Source organism: Pseudonocardia broussonetiae, assembly GCF_013155125.1.
In the GTDB taxonomy this organism is placed as follows: domain Bacteria; phylum Actinomycetota; class Actinomycetes; order Mycobacteriales; family Pseudonocardiaceae; genus Pseudonocardia; species Pseudonocardia broussonetiae.
In genome coordinates, this window is the sequence record NZ_CP053564.1 from 3072782 (window position 1) to 3098408 (window position 25627).

Here is a 25627-nt window from a genome sequence, read left to right on the forward strand (position 1 = left end):
ACGCGGCCTCGGACGTATGCGAGTCGTCCATGAGATCACGTTCCGTGGTCGCACTCCTTCCGAACGGGTGAATGACGTGACCGAGCAACTGTTCGAGCGGCCGAGCTCCGTCGCCGGCTCCCGGGCACTGCCCCAGCCCTCCGCGACCGGGGGCGTCGCCCACGTCGTGCTCCCCGCGTACAACGAGGAGGGCTCGCTGCCCTCGCTGCTCGCGCGGCTCGCGCAGACCGCGCGCACCGAGCGGATCGTCGCCTGGGTGATCGACGACGGCTCCGCCGACCGCACCGCCGAGATCGCCGCCGCGGGCGAGCCCGGGCTGGACGTCCGCCTCGTGAGCCACCCGCGGAACCTCGGCCTCGGCCAGGCCGTGCAGTCCGGCATCCGCGCCGTGCTCGCCGCCGCCGACCCCGACGACTTCGTGGTCGTGATGGACGCCGACGACACCCACGACCCGGCGATGATCGCCGAGATGCACCGCGGCCTCGACGCGGGATCCGACGTCGTCATCTGCTCGCGGTTCGTCGAGGGCGGCGACGACTCGACCGTCCCCCCGTTCCGCCGACTGCTCTCCCGCGGTGCCGCCGTCACGTTCAAGCGGGCGCTGCAGGTCGAGGGCGTCAACGACTTCACCAGCGGCTTCCGCGCCTACCGCGTCAGCATCCTGGCCCGCGCCGCCAAGCACTGGGGCGAGCGCCTGGTCGAGGAGCAGGGCTTCGCGTGCATGGTCGAGCTGCTGCTCAAGCTGCGACACTGCGACCCCGTCATCTCGGAGGTGCCGCTCGTGCTCCAGTACGACCGCAAGCAGGGCGAGAGCAAGCTGCGCCTCAAGCGCACGATGGGGCAGTACGTGAAGCTCCTCGTCCGCGACCGCCTCGCGCCCGCCCCGTACCGGGCGCTGTGACGTGGCGGATCGGGAGACGGCCCGGGTGATCGTCGTCGGCGGCGGGATCTCCGGCCTCGCCGCCACCCACCGGCTCGTCCGGGCCGGGGTGTCCGTCACGCTGCTCGAGGCCTCCGACCAGCTCGGCGGGCTCGGCACGTTCTTCGAGCGCGAGGGCCGCACGGTCGAGCGCTTCTACCACTGCGTCATGCCCAGCGACGAGCACCTGCTGCCGCTGCTCGACGAGCTCGGGCTCGCCGACACCGTCGACTGGGCGCCGACGCGGATGGGCATGGTCGTCGAGGGCGAGCGCTACCCGTTCAACACGGCGTTCGACCTGCTGCGGTTCACGCCGCTGACGCTGGTCCAGCGCGTGCGCTTCGGCGTCGTGTCGCTGCTGCTGCGCTTCCTGGGCCGCGGCCGCGACCTCGACAACCTGCGCACCGAGGACTGGCTGCGCCGCCTCTACGGCGACGTCATCTGGGAGCGGCTGTTCTCCCCGATGTTCGGCTCCAAGTTCGGTGCCGCCTTCGGGGACGTCCCGGCGCTGTACCTGTGGCAGCGGCTGGGCCGGGAGAAGAACGTGGCCGTCCGCGGCTACCCCTCCGGCGGCTACGAGTCGATCATCGACGCCCTGCGCGCGGCGATCGAGGCGGGCGGCGGCACGGTGCGCACCGGCGTGCCGGTGGCCGAGCTGAGCGCCGCGGCCGACGGCGTCGCCGTCACGCTGGCGTCGGGGGAGCGGCTCACGGCCGACTGGGCGATCTCCACGCTCCCGCTGCCGACCCTGCGCGCGGTGGCCGACGAGGCGCTCGCGCCCGCGCTGCCGACCGTGCAGCTCGCGTACCAGGGCGTCGTCAACGCGCTGTTCTTCCTGCGCCGCGGCCTCGACGGGCACTACTGGGCCCCGGTGCTGCACTCGGGCACCGACTTCGACGGCGTCATCGAGATGTCGGCGCTCAACGGCACGCACGACGGCCTGCACCTCGCGTACGCGATGCACTACTGCGACCGCACGAGTGAGCTCTACCGCACCGACCCCGAGGAGATCGCCCGCCGCTGGACCGCCCAGCTGCTCGCGACCTACCCCGACCTGCTCACCGCCGAGGACGTCGTCGACGTCCGGGTGTTCACCGCGCCCTTCGTGGAGCCGGTGTACCCCCTGGGCTACGCCGCGGCCAAGCCGTCGGCGGAGGTGCCGGGCACCCGGCTGCTGCTGGCGACGACGGCGCAGATCTATCCCGACGTCACGAGCTGGAACTCCAGCACGGGCCTGTCGAACCGGGTGGTGGACGGGCTCCTGGAGCGGCTCGGGGCGGAGGCGCCGGCGCGGGTGTGAGCCCGGGCCCCGCCCCCCGCGCCTGCCCCGCCTCGCCAGCCCCTCGCCCTCGCCCCCCGCCCCCGCCCCGAAAACTTGCAGCAAGGCCACCTTGTGGATGGTTCGTTGCGTGAAGGTGGCCTTGCTGCAACTCGGCGGCGGGGATGCGCGGCGGGTGGGAACGGGTGTGCGGTGGTGGTTGGCGGCGGGACGGGGTGTGCGGCCGCAACGTCTTCCGCCGAAACGCCTCCGGACGCGGCCGACGTGGGCAGCATCCGCGCCATGACCTCCTCCCGCGCCCGCACCCGCCTCGACCTCCGCGCCCGCTTCCCGCACGGCGTCGCCAGCGCCCGCCAGCTCGAGGCGTGCGGGGTGCCGCAGCGCACCACCTACCACCGGTGCAGACCGGGCGGGCCGTGGCAGCGCCCGCTGCCGGGGATCATCGTGCTGTCGTCGGGGCACGTCACCGACGACCAGGTCGTCATGGCCGCGCTGCTGCTCGGCGGACCGGACGCGGTGGTGTCGGGCATGGAGGCCTGCCGCCGCTACGGGCTGCGCCGCGGGCCGGCGGCGCTGCGCCGGGCCGGCCCACCCCCGGAGGTGGAGCTGATCCTCCCGCACGGCCGGCAGGTGCGCGGCGTGGGTTTCGTGCACGTCGAGCGCACGCACCGCATGCCCGAGCCGCGGCTGCACGGCGGCTTCCCGCTGGCCCCGCCCGAGCGGGCCCTCCTGGCCGTGGCCCGCAGGCTGCACGACTACCGGGAGATCGCGGAGCTGTTCTCCGAGGCCGTGCAGCGCGGGCTCACGACCGTCGGCGCGCTGTGGACGGAGATGGAGCTGGGCAGCCGGCGCGGAACGGCGAACCCGCGGGCGGTGCTGCGCGAGGTCAGCGAGGGCGTCCGGTCGGCGGCGGAGCTCGACGCGAAGAAGCTGCTCGCCCGGGCCGGTCTGCCGCCGGCCGTGTGGAACGTCGAGGTGTTCGACGCCCGGGGTCGGCTGCTCGGCGTCGCCGACTGCTGGTTCGACGACGTCGCGCTCGCCTGGGAGATCGACTCCACCGAGTGGCACCTCAGCCCGGCCGACCACGACCGCACGGTGCGCCGGGCGGCGGCCTTCGGCGCGGCGGGGGCGATCGTGTTCCCGAGCAAGCCCGGCGACGTCCGACGGGCGGGGGCCGCGGTGATCGCGCAGCTGCGGGCGGCGCACGCCCACGCGGCCACCCGCCCGCGCCCCGCCCTGACGATCCGGCCGCGCTGACGCCGACCGGCGCTGACGCCGACCCGCGCTGACGCCGACCCGCGCCGACCTCCGACCCGCGACGGCCCCCCACCTGCGCCACCTCCGCCCGCGCCGACCCCGCCTCGAGTTGCAGCAAGGCCACCTTCACGCAACGAACCGTCCACAAGGTGGCCTTCCTGCAACTGGGCGGGGTGGGTGGGGGCCGGGCACCGCCGCGGCGTCGCGCCGCCGCGGCGTCGCCGCGATATCACACTTACGTAACCCACCCCCTCTATGGTCTGATTCGCCAGGGAGGTGGTCGCGTGAAGCATCGACAACCGGACCCCACCGGTACCGACCCCGATCCAGGGGAGGTGCCGGGGATCGCGCCAGTCCCGGGCGTGATCCCGACGGGGTCCCGGGTACTGCTCCTCAACGCCACGTTCGAGCCGCTGGCGGTCGTCACCGCCAAGCGCGCCGTGGTGCTCATGCTCTCCGGCAAGGCCGAGTGCGTCGAAGCCGCCGTCGGCGGCGCCTTCCACTCCGAGAACCTCACGCTCCCCGCTCCGTCGGTCATGCGGCTGTCCCGGTACGTGCGCGTGCCCTACCGCCGCGCCGTCCCGATGACCCGCGCCGGCGTGCTCCGCCGCGACGCGCGCCGCTGCGCCTACTGCACCCGCCGCGCCGACACCATCGACCACGTCGTCCCGCGCAGCCGCGGGGGCTCGCACTCGTGGGACAACTGCGTGGCCGCCTGCAAGGCCTGCAACTCCAAGAAGGCCGACCGGATGCTCGACGAGCTGGGCTGGTCCCTGCCCTTCGTGCCGCGCCCGCCCAACCGGGCGGCGGGAGGCGTCCTCGTGCTCGCCGTGGAGCCGCTGCCGTCCTGGGAGCCCTGGCTGACGACCGCGGCCTGACCCGGCCGGGACGCGGGTAACGCCCGGTGCCCCCGCGACGACCCCACCCCTGATCGCACGCCCGGCCGCGCGCCGGACGACCGAGGTGGCGGCCACGGCCCCGGGGACAGGGAGGGGCGCATGACGCTCAGCCGGACCGACCGCGGGCGCGGCTAGGTCCGCGGTGGCCGGATCCCGCCGCGCCGTGCTCGACCGCCTGCGCCACCGCACGGCGCAGCGGGCGGTGGTGACCCTCGCCGACCAGGTCGTCTCCTCGGCGTCCAACTTCCTGCTCGGCGTCCTCGTCGCCCGTGCGGGCGGCGCCGAGGGCCTCGGCACGTTCGGCATCGCCTTCCTGGTGTTCCTGGCCGCTGTGGGGTTGAACCGCGCGCTGGTCACCGAGCCGATGACGGTCGGCGGGAGCGGCACCCGCGAGGACGCGGACCTGCCCGAGGGGCTCCTGTCCGTGCTGCTGGTCGGGATCGTGGCGGGCGGCGGGATCGCCGGCGTCGGGATCCTCATGCACCTGGGCGGCGTCGGTACGGCGGCGCTGGTGTCGGTGGCGGTGTGGATCCCGAGCCTGCTCGCGCAGGACTACTGCCGGTCCATGGCGTTCCGGCTGCGGCGTCCCGACCATGCGCTGGTCAGCGATACGGTCTTCGCCGTCGTGCAGGTGGCGGTGTCGTGCGCCCTCTACCTCGGCGGCGTGCGGAGCACGGCCGCGTTCATCTCCGCGTGGGGCCTGGGCGCGACGGCCGGCGCCGTCGCCGGGGTGCTGCTGCTGCGCATCCGCCCGACGGTGCGGGGCGGCCCGGCCCACCTGCGCCGCCTGTGGGGGCGCAGCCGCTGGTTCGTCGCGGAGTTCGGCACGGCGTTCCCCGCCGACCAGGGCTACCTGCTGCTCCTGCCCGTGCTGCTCGGGGCGGGACCGTTCGGCTACTTCCGCGCCGGGATGGGGCTGATCGGGCCGGTGGTCGTCGTGTTCATCGCGGGGGGCAACATCGGGCTCCCCGAGTCGGTCCGCCGGCTGCGCGACGGCGGGGCGGCCGCCCTGGCGGGCTACGCGCGCTCGCTCACGCTGGTCGTCCTGGCCGTCACCGTCCTCTACTGCGGGTTCGTGGCGCTGGCGGCCGAGCCGCTGCTGCGCCTGGTCTACGGGGACGAGTTCGTGCCCGCCGCGGGTGTCACGCGCCTGATCGCCCTGCAGTACGTCCTCGTCGCGGTGAGCTTCGGTGCGGGCCAGGCCGTGAAGGCCGCGGGCCGGATGCGGCAGCTGTGGGCGGGACGGGCGGTGAGCGCCGTGCTGTCGATCGTGGCGGTGGTCGTGCTGACCACCGAGTTCGGCCTGCTCGGCGCCGGAGCGGCGAGCGTGACGGCCGGCCTCGCGTACAGCACCGGGGTGCTCGTCGTGCAGCACCGGATGCGCCGGTCGGACCTGCCCGTCACCGGGGGGACCGCGTGCCCGTGATCCGCTGCCGCTCGTGCGCCGCCCCGTCGGGGCACCTCGTGCTCGACCTCGGCGAGCAGCCCGCCTGCGAGTACTTCCCCCCGCTGGAGGATCCCGGGCCCGAGCCGGTCTTCCCCCTGCGGCTGTGGCTGTGCGCCGCGTGCGGCCTCGCGCAGCTCCCCGACGACGCCGCCCTGCCCGACGAGCCCGTCGGCGCCGAGCCCGCGGCGCTGGCGCGACAGCGGGCCGACGCGATCGCGGCGGTGCGCGAGCGGGGGCTGCTGCCCGCGGGCGCCACCGTGACCGAGGGCGCGACGCCGCACGGCGGGTCCTGGCTGCCCGAGCTCGCGGCGCTGGGCGTGCACCCGGCCGCCGACGGGGAGCCGGCCGACCTCGTCGTCGACGCCACGTTCGGTCTCATGCACGAGCCGGACCAGCGCGCGGCGCTCGCGCGGCTCGTCGACGCCCTCGCCCCCGACGGCGTGCTCCTGTTCGGCTTCCACTCCCTGGCCGCGATCCTCGCGGGGGAGCAGTGGAACGCGGTCCGGCTGGGCCACTACGCCTACTACTCCGCGCCCGCCGCCGTCGGCATGCTCGCCCGCGCCGGCCTGACCGTCACCGACGCTCTCTGGTTCCCCCTCTACGGCGGCACGGTGCTCCTCGTCGCGCGGCGGGGCGGGCGGCCCGACGCGTCCGTCGCCGCCCTGGTCGCCTCGGAGACCGCCGCGGGCGTGCTGGACGCCGGGGTCGTCGGGGGACTGCAGGACGCCGTGGCCCGGTCGACGGACGCGCTGCGCGTGCTCGTGCACGCCTGCCGCGACGCGGACGCGCCGGGCTTCGGCTACAGCGCGGCCTCCCGGGCGGTGGCGCTGGTCCACCTCGCGGGCCTGCGCCGCGCCGACCTGCCCGCCGTCGCCGACGCGTCCCCGGCCAAGCAGGGCCGCCGGATGCCGGGCACCGACATCCCGATCGTGGCGCCGGAGCGGCTGCTGGCCGCCCGCCCGCGGACGGTCCTGCTGTTCGTCTCCGACCTGCTGCCCGAGGTCCGGCGCGCGCTGCCGGAGGTCGAGGCGTCGGGCGGTCGGTGGGTCGACTGCGGGGCGGGCCCGGCTCAGTAGGCCCCGTCCGACCGCAGCACCGCACCGACGGTCTTCCACAGGATCAGCGCGTCGAGTGCCAGCGACCAGTTCTCGACGTAGCGCAGGTCCAGCCGCACCGACTCCTCCCACGACAGGTCGCTGCGCCCGCTGACCTGCCAGAGGCCGGTGAGGCCCGGCCGCACGCGGAGCTTCCGCTTGGCCGTCCGGTCGTAGGTGGCGACCTCCTCGGGCAGCGGCGGGCGGGGCCCGATCAGCGACATCGACCCGCCGAGGACGTTGAACAGCTGGGGCAGCTCGTCGAGGGAGTAGCGCCGCAGCCACGCCCCGACGCGCGTGACGCGCGGGTCCTCACGGATCTTGAACAGCGGGCCGTCGCCGTCGTTGGCGGGGGCGAGCTCGGTGCGCCGGGACTCCGCGTCGGGCACCATCGACCGGAACTTGATCATCGTGAAGGACCGGCCGTGACGCCCGATCCGGGTCTGGCGGAAGAAGGCCGGCCCGCCGTCGAGCTTGACCGCGGCGGCGATCCCGACGAGCAGCGGCGTGACCAGCGCCAGCACCAGCGCGGCGCCGATCCGGTCGATCACGGCCTTGACGACGCGGGGCAGGCCGGTCAGCGACGGCTGGGTGAGCCTCAGCAGCGGCAGGCCGTCGACCGGGGCGACGTGCAGGCGCGGCCCGGCGACCTCCATCAGCCCCGGGTCGACGACGAGGTCCGCGCCGAGCCCCTCCAGGTCCCAGGCGAGCTGGTGCAGCCGCCGGGGCGTCCAGCCCGGGGCGCGACCGATCGCGACCACCCGGTAGCCGCCGGCGCGGACGGCCTCCGCGACGGCGTCGAGGTCGCCGATGACCGGCACCCCGAGGATGTCGGCGCCGTCCTCCGCGCCACGGCCGGGCGTGCACGCGCCGTGCACCACCCAGCCGTTGGACCGCTCCCGCCGCGTGCGGTGGATGAGGTCGGAGATCGACTCCGGTGACCCGACGGCCAGCGCGTGGTGCACGCACCGCCCCTCGAAGCGGTGGGCGTGCAGCTTGCGGCGCAGGGCGTAGCGGCCGAGCAGCGCCAGCAGGCCCATGGCCGGGATCAGGCCGAACGCCCACGGCCGGACGGACGGCACCTGCAGCGCGAGACCGCCCATGCCGACGAGGACCGAGCTGCCGCCGACCCCCCGTGCCAGCCGGCTGAGCTCCTCGGACCCCTGCCCGAGCACCGGCGGGTCCCAGGCCCGGGCGAGCAGCAGGCACACGATCGTCACCAGGCCGCAGAACAGCGGCAGCCAGGGGGAGACGAGGCCGCCGTAGTTGAGGTCGTTCGTGCCCAGCTCCAGCCAGATGCCGGCGGGGACCACGACCGCGACGGCCAGGACGTCGCCGGCGACGACCGCCGCGGCGTAGCGGCGGACCCAGCCCGCGGGCGGTATCGGCGTCGGTGGACGGACCGGTGCGTGACCGGTGACCCGTCCGTTCGCCATGACTTCCGACGTCATCCACGTCCTCAGCTCTGCCGTCATCGGCATGCCCCGGAACCCGCGCCCGACCGCGGTGTCCTGTCCGTCCTCGTCCTGCGTGCAGGGCGGGGGTCGCACGAGGGGCGCTCACCGTTACCTGCTATAGCGCGATCCGTTCCGTTCACTCGTTCGAGTAACGCTCGCGCTCACCCCAGCGAGCATGTCGCCGAGCGTGAGCACGCCACGCCGGCAGTAGGCCGAACGGATTGACGCGGCAGTTCGGGGACGAGGGGATCGACATGGGTGATCAGCGGATCCGGGACCGGAGGACGTGACCGTGGACGACGTCGTGCGGCTGTCGGTCGTGTCTGCCGTCGCCGGTCGCTACCGACGGTCACTGGCCGTCCTCGTGGTGATCGGCGCGCTGCTGGGGTCCGCGGCGTGGCTGGTGCTCGCGCCGGGGTGGACCGCGGCCAGCGAGGTGCTGCTGATCGGGTCGGTCGAGGAGGAGGAGATCGCCGCCGAGGCGCAGATCGCGTCGAGCCTGACCGTGCTCGACCGCACCGCGCAGGACGTCGGGCGCGGCGGCACCGGCGCCGACCTGCGGGGCAGCGTGCAGGCGTCCGTGGTGGAGGGCAGCGTCGTGCGGATCGCGGCGACCGCCGGCACCCCCGCCGAGGCGGCGCGCCTCGCCGAGTCGGCCACCCGCTCGTACATGGAGTTCTCCGCCGAGCTCGTCGGCCAGGCCGCGAGCGCGGCGACCGCGGTGCTCGACCGCCGCCGCGAGGACCTCGAGAAGCGCATCGACGAGATCCGGGGCGACATCACGACGCTGCAGGGCTCACAGGCCGTGACCGCGGCGACCCCTGACGGCGTGCGGGCCCGCGCCGAGCTGGACCGGCTCGGCGACAGCCTGACCAGCACGACCACGGAGATGCAGGACGTGGAGGGCCGCGCGCAGGAGGCCGCGGCCGAGGCCGCGGCGGGCCAGGGCCGGTTCGCGGTGCTGGAGTCGGCCGTGCCGGTCGGCGCGGCGTCGCCGACGTTCGTGCAGTCCGTCGTCGGAGGGGCACTGCTGCTCCCGCTGCTCGGGCTGGTCGCGCTGCTGGTGGCCCGGCACACCGACCGGCGCCTGCGCGACCCGCACCGCATCGGCGAGGCGCTGGGCGCCCCGCTGCTGGCCGACCCGCCGCTCGCGGTGGCCACGGCCGACGGCGACCGGCCGGCCGCACCGCGCGGTCCCGTGCGGCGCGTCGGCGCGGCCCTGCGCGCGCTGCGGCACCCGGCGGCCCTGGTGGACGCCCTGCGCGGCGACGGGTCGTGGGACCCCGGAGCGCCGGCCGACCGACCGGAGGACCCCGTGCGGCTGCGCCGCGTGCTCGACCGGGCGGTCCCCGCGGTGCCGGACGCGCGCACGGTGCTGCTCGTCCCCGCCGCCGACCCGTTCGTGCGACGCGCCGCGGAGGCGGTCGCCGACGGACGCGACCCGCGGCCCGACGTCGTCGAGGTCGACCTGGACCGGCCGCGCCCCGATCTCGGGGACGGCCCGGTGGCGGCCGTCGTCGTCGTCGCGGTGGGTACCGCCACGGCCTGGCAGCTCCTCGGCGTGGCCGCGGCGCTCGCCGAGGCGGGAACGGCGCTGCGCGGGGTCGTCGCGGTGGCGCCCGCGGTGTCGTCGCCGGACGACGACCCGGCGCCCGGGGAACCGGCCGTCGACGGCGCGGAGCCGACCGACGCGGCGCTGGCGGGCACGTCGTGAGCACCCCGACGGCCACCGCGCCCCAGCCCCTGGTCGACCTGAGCGGCCTGGCCGCCGGGCTCCGCTGGCGCCGCCGCACCTGGCTGGGCCTGGCCCTGCTCGGCCTGCTCCTCGGCGTCGCGAGCACGGTGGTGCTGCCCGCCGGCAGCACGGCCGTCACCCGCGTGTACGTGGCGCACGAGGAGGAGTCGTTCACCAACGCGACGACGATCGGTGAGACCGACGTCGCGCTGTTCGAGACCACGCAGGTGGCCGCGCGGGCTCTCGACGTGCTCGGCACCACCGACGTCCGCCCGCAGGACCTGCTGGGTGACTACCGGGTCCGGTCGGTCGCGGCGAACATCCTGGAGCTGACGGTGACCGGGCGCGACGGCCCCGACGCGCTGGCCAGGGCGCAGGCCCTCGCCGAGGCCTACATCGCCACGCACGTCGCCCGCATCCAGGCCGCCGCCGACGCGGAGGCCGCCGCGCTCTCCGAGCGGCGCGCCACGGCCCGGTCGCAGCTCGACGAGCTGGGCGACCAGATCGCCGACGTCGCCGCACAGGCCGCGACACCGGCGACGGCCGCCCAGCTCGAGGCGCTCTACGCCGCCCGGGCGGGTCTCGACGGGCAGATCCAGGACCTCGGGCAGCGGGCCGAGGAGGCCGGCATCGGCGCGCCGCGGGTCGCCGCGGGGACGACGATCGTGGACGCGCCGCGGATCTCCGGGCGCTCGCCGCTCGTCGCCGCGGGCATCGCGGGCGCGGTGGGGCTGCTGCTCGGGCTGGGGCTCGGGCTGGGCCTCGCGCTCGTCGGAGCCGTCGTCGCGGACCGCCCGGTGCTGCGCCGCGACGTCGCCGCGCACCTCGGGGCGTCGGTCGTCGCCCAGCTGCCCGCTCCGCTGCGCGGGCCGTCGCGGCTGTGGCGGCGGTCCCGGCCGGTGTCGGAGCGGCGGCGGGCGGCGGCCGTCCTCGCCCGGCTCGTCACGACGGCGCCCGGTCCCGTGTCGCTGCTGGAGCTGGGCTGCGCCCGGCTCGCGGCCTCGCTCGCCGCCGACATCGCGGCCGAGCTCGCCGTCGACCACGACGTCGTCGTCGTCGACGACCTGCCCGGCCGCGAGGTGCAGGCACTGGGCGTGGAGGCCCCGGTCGAGGTCGTCGACGGCGCAGCGCACCCGACCGTTCCGGCTGCGGAGGGCACCCTCCACCTCGGGGTGGGCTCGGCCGGGCCCGGCACGTCGTGGACCGACCTCGCGCGGCTCGGCGGCGAGACGCTGCTGGTGGTGCGGGCCGGGGCGGAGTCGACGGCCCGGCTGCACGAGGTGGCGCGGCAGCTCGCGGACGTCGGCATCCACGTCCTCGGCGTCGTGCTCGTGCACCCGGATCCGCGCGACCGCACCGACGGCACCCTCTGGGACGGCCTGCACCACGCCCTGCGCGGCCGGGCGGCGGCGGCGGAGCGGCACCCCGACGAGCTGGTGCTCGTGCCCGCGGCCGACCCCGCGGCCCAGGAAGACGCGGACGGCGGCGGGAACGGTGCCGGGGACGACAGGACGACGGACCGCGGGACGAGCAAGCGGACGAAGAACGGCGGGACGAGGAACGGCGCGGGCGGGAACGGCGCCGCGGAGAAGAACGGCACGAGGAACGGGACGGATCCGGCCGTGGGCGTCACGGCGGGCGATGGCGTGGAGGTCACGTGAACGTCACACTGTTCGGACTCGGCTACGTCGGGTCGGTCACCGCCACGTGCCTGGCGAGTCGCGGGCACCACGTCGTCGGCGTCGACACCGACCCCGGCAAGGTGGCGGCGCTCAACGCCGGCGTCCCGCCGGTCCTGGAGGCCGGACTCGACGCGCTGCTCGTCGACGTCGTCGCCCGTGGCGCCCTGCGGGCCACCGACTCGGTGCGCGACGCGCTCGCCGACTCCGACGTCTCGCTCATCTGCGTCGGCACGCCGTCGGCGCACAACGGCAGCACCGACCTGCGGCAGGTCGAACGGGTGGTGCGCGAGATCGGGTCCGTGCTGGCCGGCTCGACGCGGCCGCACACCGTGGTGGTCCGCTCGACGGTGCCGCCCGGCACGGTCGAGGAGGTCGTCGCGCCGCTGCTCGAGGAGGCGTCGGGCCGGCGCATCGGCGACGACCTGCAGGTCGCGATGTGCCCGGAGTTCCTGCGCGAGGGCACGAGCGTGGCCGACTTCTTCGACCCGCCGTTCCTGGTGGTCGGCGGCTCGCCCGGAGCGGCGGCCGTGGTGCGCGAGCTGTTCGGGTTCGTGCGCGGCCCCGTGCACGAGGTGGAGCTCCGCTCGGCGGAGAGCCTCAAGTACGCCTGCAACGCCTTCCACGCGCTCAAGGTGTCGTTCACCAACGAGCTGTCCCGGCTCTACCGGCTGCTCGACGTCGACAGCCGGGAGGTGATGGAGGTCTTCGTCGGCGACCGCCAGCTCAACATCTCGCCGGCCTACCTGCGGCCCGGCTTCGCGTTCGGCGGCTCCTGCCTGCCCAAGGACCTGCGCAGCCTGCTGCACCTGGCCCGGATGAACTGCGTCGACCTGCCGGTGCTGCAGGGCGCGCTCGCGTCCAACGAGATGGTCGTGCGCGACGTGGCCGAGCGCGTCCTGGACGCCGTCGAGTCCGGCGGCGGCCAGAACCGCCGCGTGGCACTGCTCGGGCTGTCGTTCAAGCACAACACCGACGACCTGCGGGAGAGCCCGAACGTCGCGCTCGCCGAGATGATGCTCGGCAAGGGCCTGGACGTGCGGATACACGATCCGCACGTCAACACGGCGATGCTCACCGGGGCGAACCTGCGCTACGTCCACGCCCGCCTGCCGCACCTGCAGAAGGTGCTCCACGACGACGCCGCCGACGCCCTGCGCGACGCGCAGGTGGTGCTGGTCTCCACCAGCGACCCGTCCGTCGTCGCCACCGTGCTGGCCGCCGCGCCGCCGGTGGTCATCGACCTCGACGGCCGCCTCGGCCGCTCCGTCGAGTCCCTCGCCGGCTACCAGGGGGTGGGGTGGTGAGCGCCCGCGGGAAGCACGTCTGCATCGTCGTCCAGAACCTCCCGGTGCCCTTCGACCGGCGGGTCTGGCTGGAGTGCCGGGCACTGCGGGACGCGGGCTACACCGTGTCCGTCGTCTGCCCGAAGGGTCCGGGGGACCCCGCGTTCGAGGAGCTGGAGGGGGTGGCGCTGCACAAGTACCGCGCCTTCCCACCGATCACACGCAAGATCATGTTCGTCGCCGAGTACCTGTGGTCGATCCTCGCCACCTTCGTGATGCTGACGCGGGTGTGGCGGCGGGAGCCGATCACCGTCGTGCAGGTCTGCAACCCGCCGGACGTGCTGTGGGTGGCGGTGCTGCCGTTCCTGCTGCGCGGCGCGCGCATGGTCTACGACCAGCACGACCTGTGCCCGGAGCTGTACCTGTCGCGGTTCGGCGGCTCCACCGGCCTGCCCTACCGGGCGCTGCAGCTCGCGGAGCGGGTCACCTACCTGCTGGCCGCGCACGTGATCTCCACCAACGACTCCTACCGGGAGGTGGCGCTCACGCGCGGGCGCAAGCGGCCCGCGGACGTCACGGTGGTGCGGACCGGGCCCGACCCGGAGCGGATGCGCCGCGTCGACGAGGACGAGGAGCTCCGTCGCGGCCACCCGTTCCTGCTGGTCTACCTCGGGGTCATGGGCCCGCAGGACGGGGTCGACCACGCACTGCGCGCGATGCACCAGATCGTGCACGTGCACGGGCGCACCGACGTCGCGCTCACCCTGATCGGCGACGGCGACTCGGGCGCCGACCTGCGCCGCCTGGCCGAGGACCTCGAGCTCGGCGAGCACGTCCACTTCACCGGCCGCGCTCCCGACGCGCTCGTCGCGACGCTGCTGTCGACCGCCGACATCGGTCTGTCGCCGGACCCGCGCAACCCGCTCAACGACGTGTCGACCATGAACAAGACCATGGAGTACATGGCGTTCGAGCTGCCGGTCGTCGCGTACGACCTGGTGGAGACGCGGGTCTCGGCGGCCGGTGCCGCCGTGTACGCCGAGCCCAACCGCGTCGACGTCTACGCCGCGGCGATCCTCGAGCTGCTCGGTGACGAGGTGCGCCGCAAGGAGATGGGCGAGGCGGGTCGCCGCCGCGTCGAGGACCTCCTGGCGTGGCGCCACCAGATCCCGCCGTACGTCGACGTGTACGACCGGCTGACCGGGCGATAGGGAGCACGGACGATGTGCGGTGTCGCAGGCACCTACCTCTGGCCGGGCGGCGGCGCGCTCACGCGGCGGATGACCGCCGCGGTCGCCCACCGCGGCCCCGACGGGTCGGGCCTCTACCGCCACCGGGCCGGGCCCGGTGAGGTGCACCTCGGGCATCGGCGGCTCTCGATCGTCGACCTGTCGCCGACCGGGGCGCAGCCGATGGTGTCCGACGGCCTCGCGCTGACCTACAACGGCGAGCTGTACAACGCCGCCGAGCTGCGGACGGACCTGCGGGCGCTGGGCGTGCGGTTCCGCGGCACCTCCGACACGGAGGTGCTGCTGGAGGCCTGGCGCCGCTGGGGGACGGCGTGCCTGCCGCGGCTGCGCGGGATGTTCGCGTTCGGCGTCTTCGACGAGCGGACCGGCGAGCTGGTGCTGGTGCGCGACCAGCTGGGCATCAAGCCGCTGTTCCTGGTGCGCCGCGACGGCGGGGTCGCGTTCGCCTCGGAGCTCAAGGCGCTCGCGGGCTCGCTCGGCCCCGGCCTGACCGTCGACGACACCTCGCTGGTGGCGTCGCTGCTCTACTACTGGGTGCCCGACAGCCGGTGCATGTTCCGGGAGGCGGAGAAGCTGCAGCCGGGCACCTGGCTGCGGCTGAGCCCGGACGGCCGGTCCGCGAGCGGCACGTGGTACTCGCTGCGCGACACCGCCGAGGAGGCCGCGGCCGACCCGCACGGCGGCCCGGACCTGCACGACGTGATCGCCGGGTCGACCCGCCGGCACCTCACCGCCGACGTCCCGGTGGCCACGTTCCTCTCCGGCGGGCTCGACTCCAGCTACCTCACCGCCATCGCGGCGCAGCAGAACCCGGGCATCGCCGCGTACACCGTCGGCTTCCGCGCGCAGGACGCCCGCTTCGAGGCGATGCCCGACGACCTGCGCTACGCCCGCAGCGTCGCGCGGCGGTACGGCGTCGACCTGCACGAGATCGAGATCGCGCCGGACGTCACCGAGCTGCTGCCGCTGCTCGCCCACCACCTCGACGAGCCGATCGGCGACCCGGCGGCGATCAACACCTACCTCATCTGCCGCGCCGCGCGCGAGGCCGGGGTGCGGGTGATGCTCTCGGGGATGGGGGCCGACGAGCTGTTCGGCGGGTACCGCAAGCACCTGGCCAACACCCTCGCGGTCCGCTACCGGGGCCTACCGGCGGGCCTGCGCGGGGCGATCGGGGCCGGGGTGGGACGGCTGCCGGTGGCGAGCGCCCGCCGCGGCTACCGGTCCGTGCGGTTCGCCAAGCGCTTCCTGAGCTTCGCCGACCTGCCCGAGGAGACCGCCTTCCGGCGCAGCTACACGATGTACGACCGCGGCGACCTGCTCGACCTGGTGCACCCCGATCTCGCGGGACCGGTCGACGAGGTGCTGGCCGAGCACGCCGAGGTCTACGCCGACAGCGCGCTGACCGACCACGTGAACCGGATGTGCCTGACCGACGCCCGGCTGTTCCTGCCCGGGCTGAACCTCACTTACACCGACCGCGCCAGCATGGCGGCGTCGGTCGAGGTGCGGGTGCCGTTCGTGGACGTCGAGGTGGTGCGGGCCGCGTTCCGGATCCCGGGGAACCGCAAGATCGTCGGGCGCCAGGGCAAGGCCGCGCTCAAGCGGGCCGCGCTCGGCACCCTGCCCCGCGAGATCGTCCACCGGCCCAAGGGCCTGTTCAGCGCCCCGCTGCGGGCCTGGATGCGCCGCGACCTGGCCACCGAGGTGCGCGAGGTCGTGCACGAGGGGCTGCTGGTGTCGTCGGGCCTGCTCTCGCGCGACGCGCTCGTCCGGCTCGTCGCCGAGGACGCGGCGGGCCGGGAGGACCACTCCAAGCACCTGTGGCACGTGCTCACGCTCGAGCACTGGTACCGCGACGCCGTCGCCCTCGGCGCGGGTGGCGCCGTCGGCGCCCCGTCCGGCGACACGACCGCCTCCCTGGCCTGAGAGGAACCGACCGATGAAGCAGGTCGTGCAGAACTACCGCTCGGGCGAGCTCGCGCTGCTCGAGGTGCCCGAGCCGCGGTGCCGGCCGGGCGGGGTGCTCGTCCGCACCCGGTACTCGCTGATCTCCACCGGCACCGAGCTGATGAAGGTCGGCGAGGCGAGCATGTCGCTGCTCGCGAAGGCCCGGGCGCGCCCCGACCAGGTCGCGAAGGTCCTGCAGAGCGCGTCGACGGTCGGCGTGGCCGCCACCTACCGCAAGGTCACCACGAAGCTCGACTCCTGGACCCCGCTGGGCTACTCGCTGGCGGGCGTCGTCGAGGAGGTGGGCGAGGGCGTCACCGAGGTGGTGGCCGGGGACCTCGTGGCCTGCGCGGGCAACGAGCACGCGCTGCACGGCGAGCTGAACTGGGTGCCGCGCAACCTGTTCTGCCGCGTGCCGGCCGGGGTCGCGGCCGAGCACGCCGCCTTCGGCACCGTCGGCGCGATCGCCATGCAGGGCGTGCGCCGCGGCGAGCCGCAGCTCGGCGAGGCCGCGCTGGTGATCGGGCTCGGGTTGGTCGGGCAGCTCGTCGTGCAGCTGCTCGTGGCGGCGGGCGTGCGGGTCGTGGGCGTCGACCCGGACCCGGGGCGGTGCGCGCTGGCCGAGTCGCTCGGCGCGCTCGTGTGCGCCGACCCGGGGTCGGGCGTCGTCGACGCGGCCGTCGCGGAGATCACCGGGGGCCACGGCGCCGACCAGGTGTACCTGGCCGCGGGCGGCGGCAGCAACCAGCCCGTCGAGCTGGCCGCCGCGCTGGCGCGGGACCGCGGGCGGGTCGTCGACATCGGCAAGTGCCGCCTCGACCTGCCGTGGAACGCCTACTACGAGAAGGAGCTCGACGTCCGGTTCTCCCGCTCGTACGGTCCGGGCCGCTACGACCCGTCCTACGAGCTCGAGGGCCGTGACTACCCGATCGGCTACGTGCGCTGGACCGAGCGCCGCAACCTCGAGTGCGTGCTGGACCTGATGGCCCGCGGTCGGCTCGACGTGGCCCCGCTGACCAGCCACGTCGCCCCGTTCGACGACGCGGTCGCGACCTACCGCGCGCTGGGGTCGGGCTCCCTGTCGGCCGTCGCGGTCCTGTTCCGCTACGCCGACGCGCAGCCCGTCGAGCCGCCGGTGACCGCCCCGCCCGCCGTCACCGCCGTCCCCGCCGGGCGCCCCGCGCCGCCGGTGCCGGGCGGGCGTCCGGTCCGCCTCGCGTTCGTGGGCGCCGGGAACTACGCCTCGTCGATGCTGCTGCCGCACCTCGCCGGGCGCCCCGACGTGGAGCTGGCCCGGGTGGTCACCACGTCGGCGCTGTCGGCGGCCAACGCGCAGCGGCGGTTCGGCTTCGCCGCGTGCGGCACCGACGTCGAGGCCGTGTTCGACGACCCGGCGGTCGACGCGGTCGTCGTCGCCACCCGGCACGCCACGCACGCGGCGCTCACCCGCCGCGCCCTGCTCGCCGGCCGGGCCGTGTTCGTGGAGAAGCCGCTCGCGCTGACGCCCGACGAGCTGGACTCGGTCCTCGACGCCGTCGCCGAGTCGGGCAACGACCGGGTCCAGGTCGGGTTCAACCGCCGCTTCGCGCCGCTGCTGGTGGCGGCCCGCGAGCGGTTCGGGCGCCGCACCGGCCCCGCCACGGTCCGCTACCTGGTCAACGCGGGGCGACTCGAGCACGGCAGCTGGTACCTCGACGCCGCGGGGGAGGGGTCGCGGTTCACCGGGGAGGGCGGCCACTTCGTCGACACCGTGAGCTGGCTGCTGGGCGCCTCCCCGGAGTCGGTCTTCGCCACCGGCACCCCCGGCGGCACCGACCTGCAGGTCCTGCTCGGCTACCCGGACGGCTCGAACGCGGTGATCACCTACTCCACCGCGGGTCACAGCGCGTTCCCCAAGGAGACCCTGGACCTGCTCGCCGACGGCCGGGTGCTGCACCTGGACGACTTCGCCCGCGCGGCCGTGCACGGGCGCGGGCGCTGGTCCTCGCCGCGGATCCCGCGCGGCCGGGACAAGGGCCAGGCCGCGCAGCTCGAGGCCTTCCTCGCGGCCGTGCGCTCCGGCGGCCCGATGCCGGTGCCGCTCACCGACCTCGTCGCCACCACCCGCGCCACACTCGCCGTCGCGACCAGCCTCGCGTCCGGGGTGCCGGTGCGGCCGGCCGGGGCGGTGCGCGCGCCGCTGCCGGAGCCGGTGGGGGCGCTGCCGTGACCGGCGCGCCCGCGGGCGGCGCCGGGTGGTACCTCCGGCGGCTCTCGCGGATGGGCCCCGCCGAGGTCGCCGGGCGGGTCGTCACCGCGCGGCGCGTCCACCAGTGGCGGCGCGAGGCGGACCGGTCCGACGCGGTGCTGCCGCGGCGCCGGTTCACCGCGACCCTGCCGGCCGGGCTCGCCGACCTGCTCCCGCTGGAGCCCGCCGCGGGGCTGGTCGGCACGGCCGACCGGCTGATGGACGGCGTCGCGGAGTACTTCGGGGTGCTGCGCGACGACATGGTCGACCCGGACTGGTCCCGCGACCCGAAGACGGGCCTGCGCAGTCCCTCGGACCTCTACGCCTTCGACGTCCCCTACCGCGACGAGCAGGCCGTGGGCGACGTCAAGCAGCTCTGGGAGCCCTCGCGCCACCAGCACCTCACCGTGCTGGCCGCGGCGTACGCGCTGACCGGCGACGAGCGCTACGCCCACCGGGTCGCCGAGCACCTCGCGTCGTGGTGGGCGGCCAACCCCCCGATGCGGGGCGTGCACTGGACCAGCGGGATCGAGCTGGGCATCCGGCTGATCTCCTGGGCGTGGACGCGGCGCCTGCTCGACGGCTGGCCGGGCGCCCCCGCCCTGTTCGAGCACAACCCGGAGGCGCTGCACCAGATCCGCTTCCACCAGCGCTGGCTCGAGGCGTTCCCCAGCCGGGGGACCTCGGCCAACAACCACGTCGTCGCGGAGCTGGCCGGGCAGGTCGTGGCGTCCTGCGCGTTCGGCTGGTTCCCCGAGTCGGGCCGCTGGGGCCGTGCGGCGATGCAGTCGCTGGAGGTGCACCTGGCCCGCAACACCTTCCCGTCCGGGCTGAACCGGGAGCAGGCCTCCGAGTACCACGGCCTGGTCCTGGAGCTGGGGATCGCGGCCGTCGTCGAGGCCGACGCGGCCGGGCTGCCCGTGCCGGGCCCGGTGTGGGCGACGCTGTCGCGCATGTCCGACGCGCTGGCCGCCGTCGTGGACGCGTCGGGGCGCCCGCCCCGCCAGGGCGACGGCGACGACGGGCGCGGCCTCGTCCTCGACGGCGACGGCACCGACCGCTGGGCCTCGCTGCTCTCCACCGGGGCCGCGCTGTTCGGCGCGCTGCCCTGGTGGCCCACCCCCCTCGGCGACGACCTGGCGACGCCGCTGCTCACGGCGCTCGCCCACCCGCGGCCCCCGCTCACCGGGCGGCCCGCGACGCGCCCGCACCACTTCGCCGACGCCGGGCTGACGCTGCTGCGCGCCCCCGCGTGCGGCAGCGCCGCGGAGCTGTGGTGCCGCTGCGATGGCGGCCCGCACGGCTTCGGCGCGATCGCCGCCCACGCCCACGCCGACGCGCTGTCGGTGGAGGTGCGCCACGGCGGCGTCGACGTCCTCGCCGACCCCGGCACCTACTGCTACCACGGCGAGCCGGAGTGGCGGGCCTGGTTCCGCTCCACGCTGGGCCACAACACCCTCGAGCTGCACGGCACCGACCAGAGCCGCTCCGGCGGGCCGTTCCTGTGGATGCGCCACGCGCGCAGCCGCGTCCTGCTCGCCGAGGACCGGCCGGACGGCACCTCGCGCTGGCGGGCCGAGCACGACGGCTACGCCGCCCGCGGGCGCCCGGTCGTGCACCGCCGCACCGTCGAGCTCGACGCCGCCGCGCGCGAGCTGCGCATCCACGACGAGGTCCGCGGGCCCGGGCGGCAGCCGTGCCGGCTCGCCCTGCACCTGGGCCCGGCCGTCACGGCCGAGCTGGCCGGCCACCGCGTCCTGCTGAGCTGGACCGGCGGCCCGTCGCACGACGGGCTGCTGGAGCTGCCCGGCGAGCTCACCTGGACCGCGCACCGCGGCGAGACCGACCCGCCGCGCGGCTGGTACTCGCCCGGCTTCGGCCGCCGCGAGCCCGCCGTGACCCTGATCGGCTCCGGCGAGGTCGGCCCGTCCGGGCTCGCGACCGTCCTGTGCTTCGCCGACGTGCCCCGCCCGGAGAGGACCCACCCGTGAACGAGAGCGACGTCCGAGAGTTCTGGAACGCCCACCCCTGCGGCGACCACATCGTCGGCGGGCTGCACGGCGGCTTCGCCGACGACCACGAGCGCTTCTTCGCCGCCTACGACGCCTGGCGCTACGACCAGGAGGGCCACATCCCGGCGTGCCTGGACCACTTCGACTTCCGCGACCGGCGGGTGCTGGAGATCGGGCTCGGGCAGGGCGCGGAGTCCGAGCAGCTGATCCGCCGCGGGGCCCGCTGGTCGGGGCTCGACCTCACCCCCGAGTCCGTCGAGCGCGTCCGCACCCGGCTGGCGCTGCGCCGCCTGCCGCACGTCGACCTGCGCCAGGGCAGCGCGACCGCGATCCCGTGGCCCGACGACTCGTTCGACGTCGTGTTCAGCCACGGGGTGCTGCACCACGTACCGGACATCCGGGCGGCGCAGGCCGAGATCCACCGCGTGCTGCGGCCCGGCGGCACGCTGGTGGCGATGGTGTACGCGCGCCGGTCGCTCAACTACCAGGTGAGCATCCGCGTGCTGCGCCGCGCGGTCCTCGCCGCCGCCTACCCGCTGCGCCGCACGCGGCTCATGCGGGCGGCGCCGCCGCTGCTGCGCGCGCACCTCGACGGGGCCGAGCGGGCCGGGCTGCGCCGCTACCTGGACCTCGACGCGTTCACCCACCGCAGCACCGACGGCCCGCACAACCCCTACGCCCGGGTGTACTCCCCGCGCGAGGTGGTCGCCGACTTCCCCGACTTCACACTCGTGGAGTCGTTCCGCCGCTACCTGCACGCCCCCCCGCTGCCGGTGCGCAGGCTGCCCGGGGCCGCGCGGCTCGAACGGCACCTCGGCTGGCACCTCTGGCTGCGGCTGCAGGCCAGGGGCGGGCCGATCACCCCGGCGGGGGCGGCATGACGGCCCCGGTCCCGGCGGCGGAGCCGGCCGACCCACCCCGCCTGCTCCCGGTGGTCTGGGGGCTCCTCCTGGTCAACGTCCTGGGCTTCCTGCCCAGCGCCGGCACCGTCATCCCGATCCCCAAGGCGGGCGGGCAGGTGATCACGATGGGGGCGCTGGCCGTCGCGTTCGGGCTGGCGCTGCTCATGAACCCGCGGATCCGGGTGCGGCCCTCGGCGTACCTGGTGCTGCTCGCCGCGCTGGCGCTGGTGGCCGTCGCGTCGAGCATGCTGCTGGAGTCCGGCGCCGGGGCGCTGCTGCGCACGGCGCGGCTCGTGGTGTTCGTGGCGACGCTGTGGCTGATCGGGTGCTGGTGGCGCCCGGACCTCGTGCTGGTGCGCACCCACCTGCGCGCGATCGGGGGCGTGCTGCTGGTCGTGCTGCTGGGCATCGTCGTCACGCCGGGTCCGGCGTTCTCCGGCCCGGACGGGCGGCTGGTCGGGGCGCTGTGGCCGATCCCCGCGCCGCAGGTCGGGCAGTACTGCGCGGTGGCCATCGGGCTCGCGGTGCTCCTCGGCATCGCGGGGCGGCTGCGCGGGCGCGACGTGCTGCTCGTGGTGGCGCCCGCCGTCGTCATGCTCCTGCTCAGCCACACCCGCACCGCGCTCGCCGGGCTCGTCGCCGGGCTCGCCGTCGCCGTGCTGAGCATGGTGGCGTCCGACGGGCGCGCCCGCCGCGCCCTGCTCGGGGCCGCCGCCGTCGGCCTGGTCGGGGCGGTGGTGGTCGGGGACGCGGTGCTGACCTGGCTCGCCCGCGGCCAGGACGCCGACGAGCTGGTCGGGCTCACCGGGCGCCAGAAGGTGTGGGACGCGCTGCTCGCGGTCGACCGCACACCGCGCGAGCAGTTGCTCGGGATCGGGCTCACCGACAAGTCGTTCCGGGGTCTGGCCATCGACAGCAGCTGGCTCTCGGCCTACCACGAGCTCGGGATCCTCGGCGTGGCGATCACGGCCGCGATGCTGCTGGTGCTGCTCGGGGTGGCGCTGCTGCGCCCGCCCGGGCCCGCGCGGGCGTGCGCACTGTTCCTGGTCGTCTACTGCGCGGTGGCGTCCTACACCGAGGTCGGTCTGAGCGATGCGTCGGCCTACCTGCTGCACCTGGCCGTGGCGGCGTCGCTGCTGGTCCCGGGCCCGTCCCGGGCGGTGGCACCGCCCGGCCCGGTCGCGGTGCCGGTCGCGCCGTGACGGCCCCGCTGCGCGTGCTCGTCGTCCACAACCGGTACCGGTCGGGGCAGCCCAGCGGGGAGGACCGGGTCGTCGACCGCGACGTCGAGCTGCTCACCGCGGGCGGGCACGCCGTCGAGCGCTACGAGCGGCGCAGCGACGACATCGCCGCGCTGCCGCTCGCGCACCGCGCCGCGGTGCCGCTGCTCGTGCCGTGGAACCCCGCGGTCCGCGCCGACCTGCGGGCGCGCCTGCGCGCGTCGGCGCCCGACGTGGTGCACGTGCACAACGTCTTCCCGCTGCTGTCGGCGTCGGTCGTGGCGGCCTGCGCTGACGAGGGCGTGCCGGTCGTCGCGACGCTGCACAACTACCTGCAGGTGTGCCCCTCGGGCACGCTGCACCGCGACGGCGGGCCCTGCCGCGCCTGCGTCGGGCGCTCCCCGCTCCCGGCCGTCGCGCACGGCTGCTACCGCGGCTCCCGGATCGCCACGGTGCCGCTCGCGATCGGCCACGCCGTCAACCGCCGCCGCTGGTGGGACGGGGTCGACACCTTCCTCTGCATCTCCGCCGCCCAGCGCCGCGAGCTGGTGGACGCGGGGATGCCCGCCGGCAAGCTCGTCGTGCGCCACAACGTGGTGCCCGAGCCCGCGCAGCGCCGTGCGGGCCCCGGTGAGCACGTGCTGTTCCTGGGACGGCTCACGGCGGAGAAGGGCGTGCCGCTGCTCATGGCGGCGTGGGACGAGATCGCCGCGTCGGGCGGGATCGGGCTGCCGCTCGTGCTAGCCGGCGCCGGGCCGCTGGAGGCGCAGGTGCGCGCGTGGGCCGCGGGGCGCGACGACGTGCGCTTCCACGGCCTGCTCGACGCCGGCGCGTGCGCCACCCTCACCGCCCGCGCCGCCGCCGTGGCCGTGCCCTCGACGTGGCTGGAGGCGTTCGGCCTCGTGGTGGTGGAGGCGATGGCTGCGGGCGTGCCGGTGGTGGCGGCGGGGCACGGTGCGCCCGCCGAGCTGGTCGACGACGGCGTGACCGGCCTGCTGCACGGGCCGGGCGACGCCGGGTCGCTGGCCGCGGCCCTGCGCGCCGCCGTGGCCGATCCGGACCGCAACGCGGCCATGGGGGAGGCGGGCAGGCGGCGCTACGAGGCGGGGTTCACCCCTGCGGCCGGGCTCGACGCGCTCGAGCGGTGCTACCGGGAGGCGGTCGCCCGGGGTCGGGGATCGGGGCATCGGGGGAGGGGCGATCAGGGCACGGCCGGGCGCGGATCCGGGAGGCGCTCGTTGCCGATGCCCCGCGTCGCCGACGTGACGGTCCGGCCGACCAGCCAGCCGCCGAGCCGGCCGTAGCAGGCGAGCCGGTCGCGGCGGCCCAGCGGCGCGCGGTGGATGGCGCTCGCGTAGGCCCAGACGTACTCGGCGAGCAGGCGCACGACGGGGTGGCGCAGCCGGTCGGCACGGCGCTCGTCGTAGCTCGCGCACCAGGCGCGGATGTCGCGGCGGCCCCGGCTGGACCGGGCCGCGTGCTCGCGCCGCACGTAGAGCCACTCGGGCACCTGCACGAACGGGCCGTGCAGCGCCAGCTCCGCGACCAGCGTGCGGTCGGCGTTGTAGAAGCTGTCGTAGGGCCGGACGCGGCGCAGCACCGACGAGCGGATCACCCCGTAGTCGTCGTCGCCGCCGCTGTCCCACAGCAGGCTGTGCAGCCGGTCGGCCGGGCGCGGGGCGGCGCTGGCCAGGGGGTAGGTCAGCGGCGTCGTCACGCCGGTGTCCTCGTCGAGCACGGCCGTGTAGCAGTGCGCGAGCACGGCCCCGGGCGTCGCGTCCAGTGCGGCCACGCAGCGGGCCAGCAGGTCCGGGTCGTACACGTCGTCGTCCGCGGCCCACTTGAACAGCTCCCCGCGCGAGAGCGCGAACACCGCGTTGTGGTTGCCGGCCAGCCCGATGTTGCGCGGCTGGCGGACGTAGCGCACGCGCGGGTCGCGCTCGGCGAACCCGCGGCAGATGGCTTCGGTGGCGTCGGTCGACCCGTTGTCGGAGACGACGAGCTCGAAGTCGGTGAAGCTCTGCCCGAGCAGCCCGCCCAGGGCCTCGGGCAGGTAGCGCTCGCCGTTGTAGACGGGCAGACCGATGCTCAGCCGCGGGGTGCGGGCCGCGGCCCCGGCCTCCGGCGGCGTCCGCGGGAGCGGGATCTCGCTCGTGCGCTGCTCGGTCACCGGGCGGCCTCCGCGCGGGGGCCGCCGGCCCGGGTGAGCAGGAAGTAGGCGTAGCGCTCGTCGAGCTCGTTGCGCGGGACCAGGTGCACGGCGTGCGGGACGAGCCCGCAGTCGTGCGCCAGCTCCCAGAACTCGTCGATGCGGTAGGTCGTCATGCTGGCCAGCCGCGACCGGTAGTTGCGCCGCCGGGGCCGGGTGCCGAAGGACCCCGTGTCGTACTTGATCTGCACGAGCGCCAGGCCGTCGTCGGTGAGCAGGTCGGCGGCGATCCGCAGCAGCCGGGCGCCGTACTCCTGGGAGACGATGAGCTCGAAGACGTAGAAGCAGGTGAACACGTCGACGGTGCCGCGCAGCGCCGCCACCGCGGCCTCCGGCTCCGCGGGGTCGATCAGCACCGGGCGGAACGGTGTCGCCGTGACGGCGGCGACCTGCCGCCCGCACTCCTCGAGCGTGGCCGCCGACAGGTCGACGCCGACGAACGCGGTGGCCTCCGGGGCGAGGTGCACGGCGTTGGCGCCGCCGCCGCAGCCCCACTCCAGCACGGTGCCCCGCGGCCCGGGGTGCTCGACGACGCGGGCCATCCGCCGCAACAGGTCGAGGTGCCGGCGCCCGGTCTCCGACCACAGGTCGGTGCCCGCGAACACGCTCGCGTCGCGCCAGTGGGAGTCGGCGCGCCACCGGTCGCCGTCGGGCTGCTCCCAGTAGCGCCGGGCGTCCGCGCCGAGCTTCTCTGGGGACTCGCCCAGTCCGGCCGCGGTGAGCGTCCGCTCGACGACGTCGAGCGCGGCGCCGCCCACCCGGCGGGCCCGGTCGATCACGGTGCCCATCCCGTCCTCCTCCTGCT

General features: G+C 75.8%; 19 protein-coding genes. 16 read left to right on the plus strand and 3 right to left on the minus strand.

What is annotated here, in order from left to right:
- The first annotated feature begins 76 nt into the window (after nucleotides 1-76).
- From HOP40_RS15340 to HOP40_RS15365, 6 genes are all read left to right on the plus strand, one after another.
- Nucleotides 77-901 (plus strand): glycosyltransferase, encoded by an 825-nt coding sequence (locus HOP40_RS15340; protein ID WP_240157692.1) that lies wholly within the window; start codon nucleotides 77-79, stop codon nucleotides 899-901.
- Between the two features lies 1 nt (nucleotide 902).
- A complete protein-coding gene (locus HOP40_RS15345) occupies nucleotides 903-2219 on the plus strand; it encodes an FAD-dependent oxidoreductase (protein WP_172159136.1) in 1317 nt (438 codons plus the stop codon).
- Nucleotides 2220-2480: 261 nt separating this feature from the next.
- The gene (locus HOP40_RS15350) at nucleotides 2481-3455 is read left to right on the plus strand and encodes a hypothetical protein (RefSeq protein ID WP_172159138.1); all 975 of its coding nucleotides are present in this window, start codon (nucleotides 2481-2483) and stop codon (nucleotides 3453-3455) included.
- Nucleotides 3456-3817: 362 nt separating this feature from the next.
- The gene (locus HOP40_RS15355) at nucleotides 3818-4333 is read left to right on the plus strand and encodes an HNH endonuclease (RefSeq protein WP_240157693.1); all 516 of its coding nucleotides are present in this window, start codon (nucleotides 3818-3820) and stop codon (nucleotides 4331-4333) included.
- Nucleotides 4334-4496: 163 nt separating this feature from the next.
- Nucleotides 4497-5780, plus strand: coding sequence for an MATE family efflux transporter (locus HOP40_RS15360; RefSeq protein WP_172159143.1), 1284 nt, complete (start codon nucleotides 4497-4499; stop codon nucleotides 5778-5780).
- Complete coding sequence (locus tag HOP40_RS15365) at nucleotides 5771-6877, plus strand: class I SAM-dependent methyltransferase (RefSeq protein ID WP_240157694.1); 1107 nt, start codon at nucleotides 5771-5773, stop codon at nucleotides 6875-6877. The genes HOP40_RS15360 and HOP40_RS15365 overlap by 10 nt, the downstream gene beginning before the upstream one ends.
- Here HOP40_RS15365 and HOP40_RS15370 read toward each other — a convergent pair.
- Entirely contained in the window at nucleotides 6871-8346 is a 1476-nt protein-coding gene (locus HOP40_RS15370) for a sugar transferase (protein ID WP_172159146.1), read from the minus strand. The genes HOP40_RS15365 and HOP40_RS15370 overlap by 7 nt on opposite strands.
- A gap of 298 nt (nucleotides 8347-8644) precedes the next feature.
- Here HOP40_RS15370 and HOP40_RS15375 point away from each other — a divergent pair, with 298 nt between their 5' ends.
- From HOP40_RS15375 to HOP40_RS15420, 10 genes are read left to right on the plus strand one after another with little or no spacing between them, the layout of a single operon-like run.
- Nucleotides 8645-10066, plus strand: a complete 1422-nt coding sequence (locus HOP40_RS15375; protein ID WP_172159149.1) for a GumC domain-containing protein — start codon at nucleotides 8645-8647, stop codon at nucleotides 10064-10066.
- Nucleotides 10063-11748, plus strand: coding sequence for a GumC domain-containing protein (locus tag HOP40_RS15380; protein ID WP_172159152.1), 1686 nt, complete (start codon nucleotides 10063-10065; stop codon nucleotides 11746-11748). The genes HOP40_RS15375 and HOP40_RS15380 overlap by 4 nt, the downstream gene beginning before the upstream one ends.
- On the plus strand, nucleotides 11745-13073 hold the full coding sequence (locus HOP40_RS15385) for a nucleotide sugar dehydrogenase (protein WP_172159163.1): 1329 nt from the start codon (nucleotides 11745-11747) through the stop codon (nucleotides 13071-13073). Before HOP40_RS15380 ends, HOP40_RS15385 begins: the two co-directional genes overlap by 4 nt.
- On the plus strand, nucleotides 13070-14263 hold the full coding sequence (locus HOP40_RS15390; protein WP_172159166.1) for a glycosyltransferase family 4 protein: 1194 nt from the start codon (nucleotides 13070-13072) through the stop codon (nucleotides 14261-14263). Before HOP40_RS15385 ends, HOP40_RS15390 begins: the two co-directional genes overlap by 4 nt.
- A gap of 12 nt (nucleotides 14264-14275) precedes the next feature.
- Entirely contained in the window at nucleotides 14276-16231 is a 1956-nt protein-coding gene (asnB, locus tag HOP40_RS15395; protein WP_172159169.1) for an asparagine synthase (glutamine-hydrolyzing), read from the plus strand.
- A gap of 13 nt (nucleotides 16232-16244) precedes the next feature.
- A complete protein-coding gene (locus HOP40_RS15400; protein WP_172159172.1) occupies nucleotides 16245-18461 on the plus strand; it encodes a bi-domain-containing oxidoreductase in 2217 nt (738 codons plus the stop codon).
- Nucleotides 18462-18511: 50 nt separating this feature from the next.
- Entirely contained in the window at nucleotides 18512-20470 is a 1959-nt protein-coding gene (locus tag HOP40_RS15405; RefSeq protein ID WP_172168402.1) for a heparinase II/III family protein, read from the plus strand.
- Nucleotides 20467-21372 carry a class I SAM-dependent methyltransferase gene (locus tag HOP40_RS15410; RefSeq protein ID WP_172159175.1) on the plus strand — a complete coding sequence of 302 codons (906 nt, stop codon included), beginning with the start codon at nucleotides 20467-20469 and terminating at the stop codon, nucleotides 21370-21372. The genes HOP40_RS15405 and HOP40_RS15410 overlap by 4 nt, the downstream gene beginning before the upstream one ends.
- Complete coding sequence (locus tag HOP40_RS15415) at nucleotides 21369-22595, plus strand: O-antigen ligase domain-containing protein (protein WP_172159177.1); 1227 nt, start codon at nucleotides 21369-21371, stop codon at nucleotides 22593-22595. The genes HOP40_RS15410 and HOP40_RS15415 overlap by 4 nt, the downstream gene beginning before the upstream one ends.
- Before the next feature lie 8 nt (nucleotides 22596-22603).
- Nucleotides 22604-23917 (plus strand): glycosyltransferase, encoded by a 1314-nt coding sequence (locus HOP40_RS15420; RefSeq protein WP_172168404.1) that lies wholly within the window; start codon nucleotides 22604-22606, stop codon nucleotides 23915-23917.
- Here the strand turns inward: HOP40_RS15420 and HOP40_RS15425 are convergent.
- Entirely contained in the window at nucleotides 23815-24783 is a 969-nt protein-coding gene (locus tag HOP40_RS15425) for a glycosyltransferase family 2 protein (RefSeq protein WP_240157695.1), read from the minus strand. The two genes, HOP40_RS15420 and HOP40_RS15425, sit on opposite strands and share 103 nt — an antisense overlap.
- Nucleotides 24780-25610, minus strand: coding sequence for a class I SAM-dependent methyltransferase (locus HOP40_RS15430; RefSeq protein ID WP_240157696.1), 831 nt, complete (start codon nucleotides 25608-25610; stop codon nucleotides 24780-24782). The genes HOP40_RS15425 and HOP40_RS15430 overlap by 4 nt, the downstream gene beginning before the upstream one ends.
- Between the last annotated feature and the right edge of the window lie 17 nt (nucleotides 25611-25627).

Coding starts and splice junctions, on each gene's coding strand:
- HOP40_RS15350 (WP_172159138.1), top strand. CDS start 2,481: ATGACCTCCTCCCGCGCCCGCACCCGCCTCGACCTCCGCGCCCGCTTC.
- HOP40_RS15370 (WP_172159146.1), bottom strand. CDS start 8,346: ATGACGTCGGAAGTCATGGCGAACGGACGGGTCACCGGTCACGCACCG.
- asnB (WP_172159169.1), top strand. CDS start 14,276: ATGTGCGGTGTCGCAGGCACCTACCTCTGGCCGGGCGGCGGCGCGCTC.
- HOP40_RS15400 (WP_172159172.1), top strand. CDS start 16,245: ATGAAGCAGGTCGTGCAGAACTACCGCTCGGGCGAGCTCGCGCTGCTC.
- HOP40_RS15405 (WP_172168402.1), top strand. CDS start 18,512: ATGGGCCCCGCCGAGGTCGCCGGGCGGGTCGTCACCGCGCGGCGCGTC.
- HOP40_RS15415 (WP_172159177.1), top strand. CDS start 21,369: ATGACGGCCCCGGTCCCGGCGGCGGAGCCGGCCGACCCACCCCGCCTG.
- HOP40_RS15430 (WP_240157696.1), bottom strand. CDS start 25,610: ATGGGCACCGTGATCGACCGGGCCCGCCGGGTGGGCGGCGCCGCGCTC.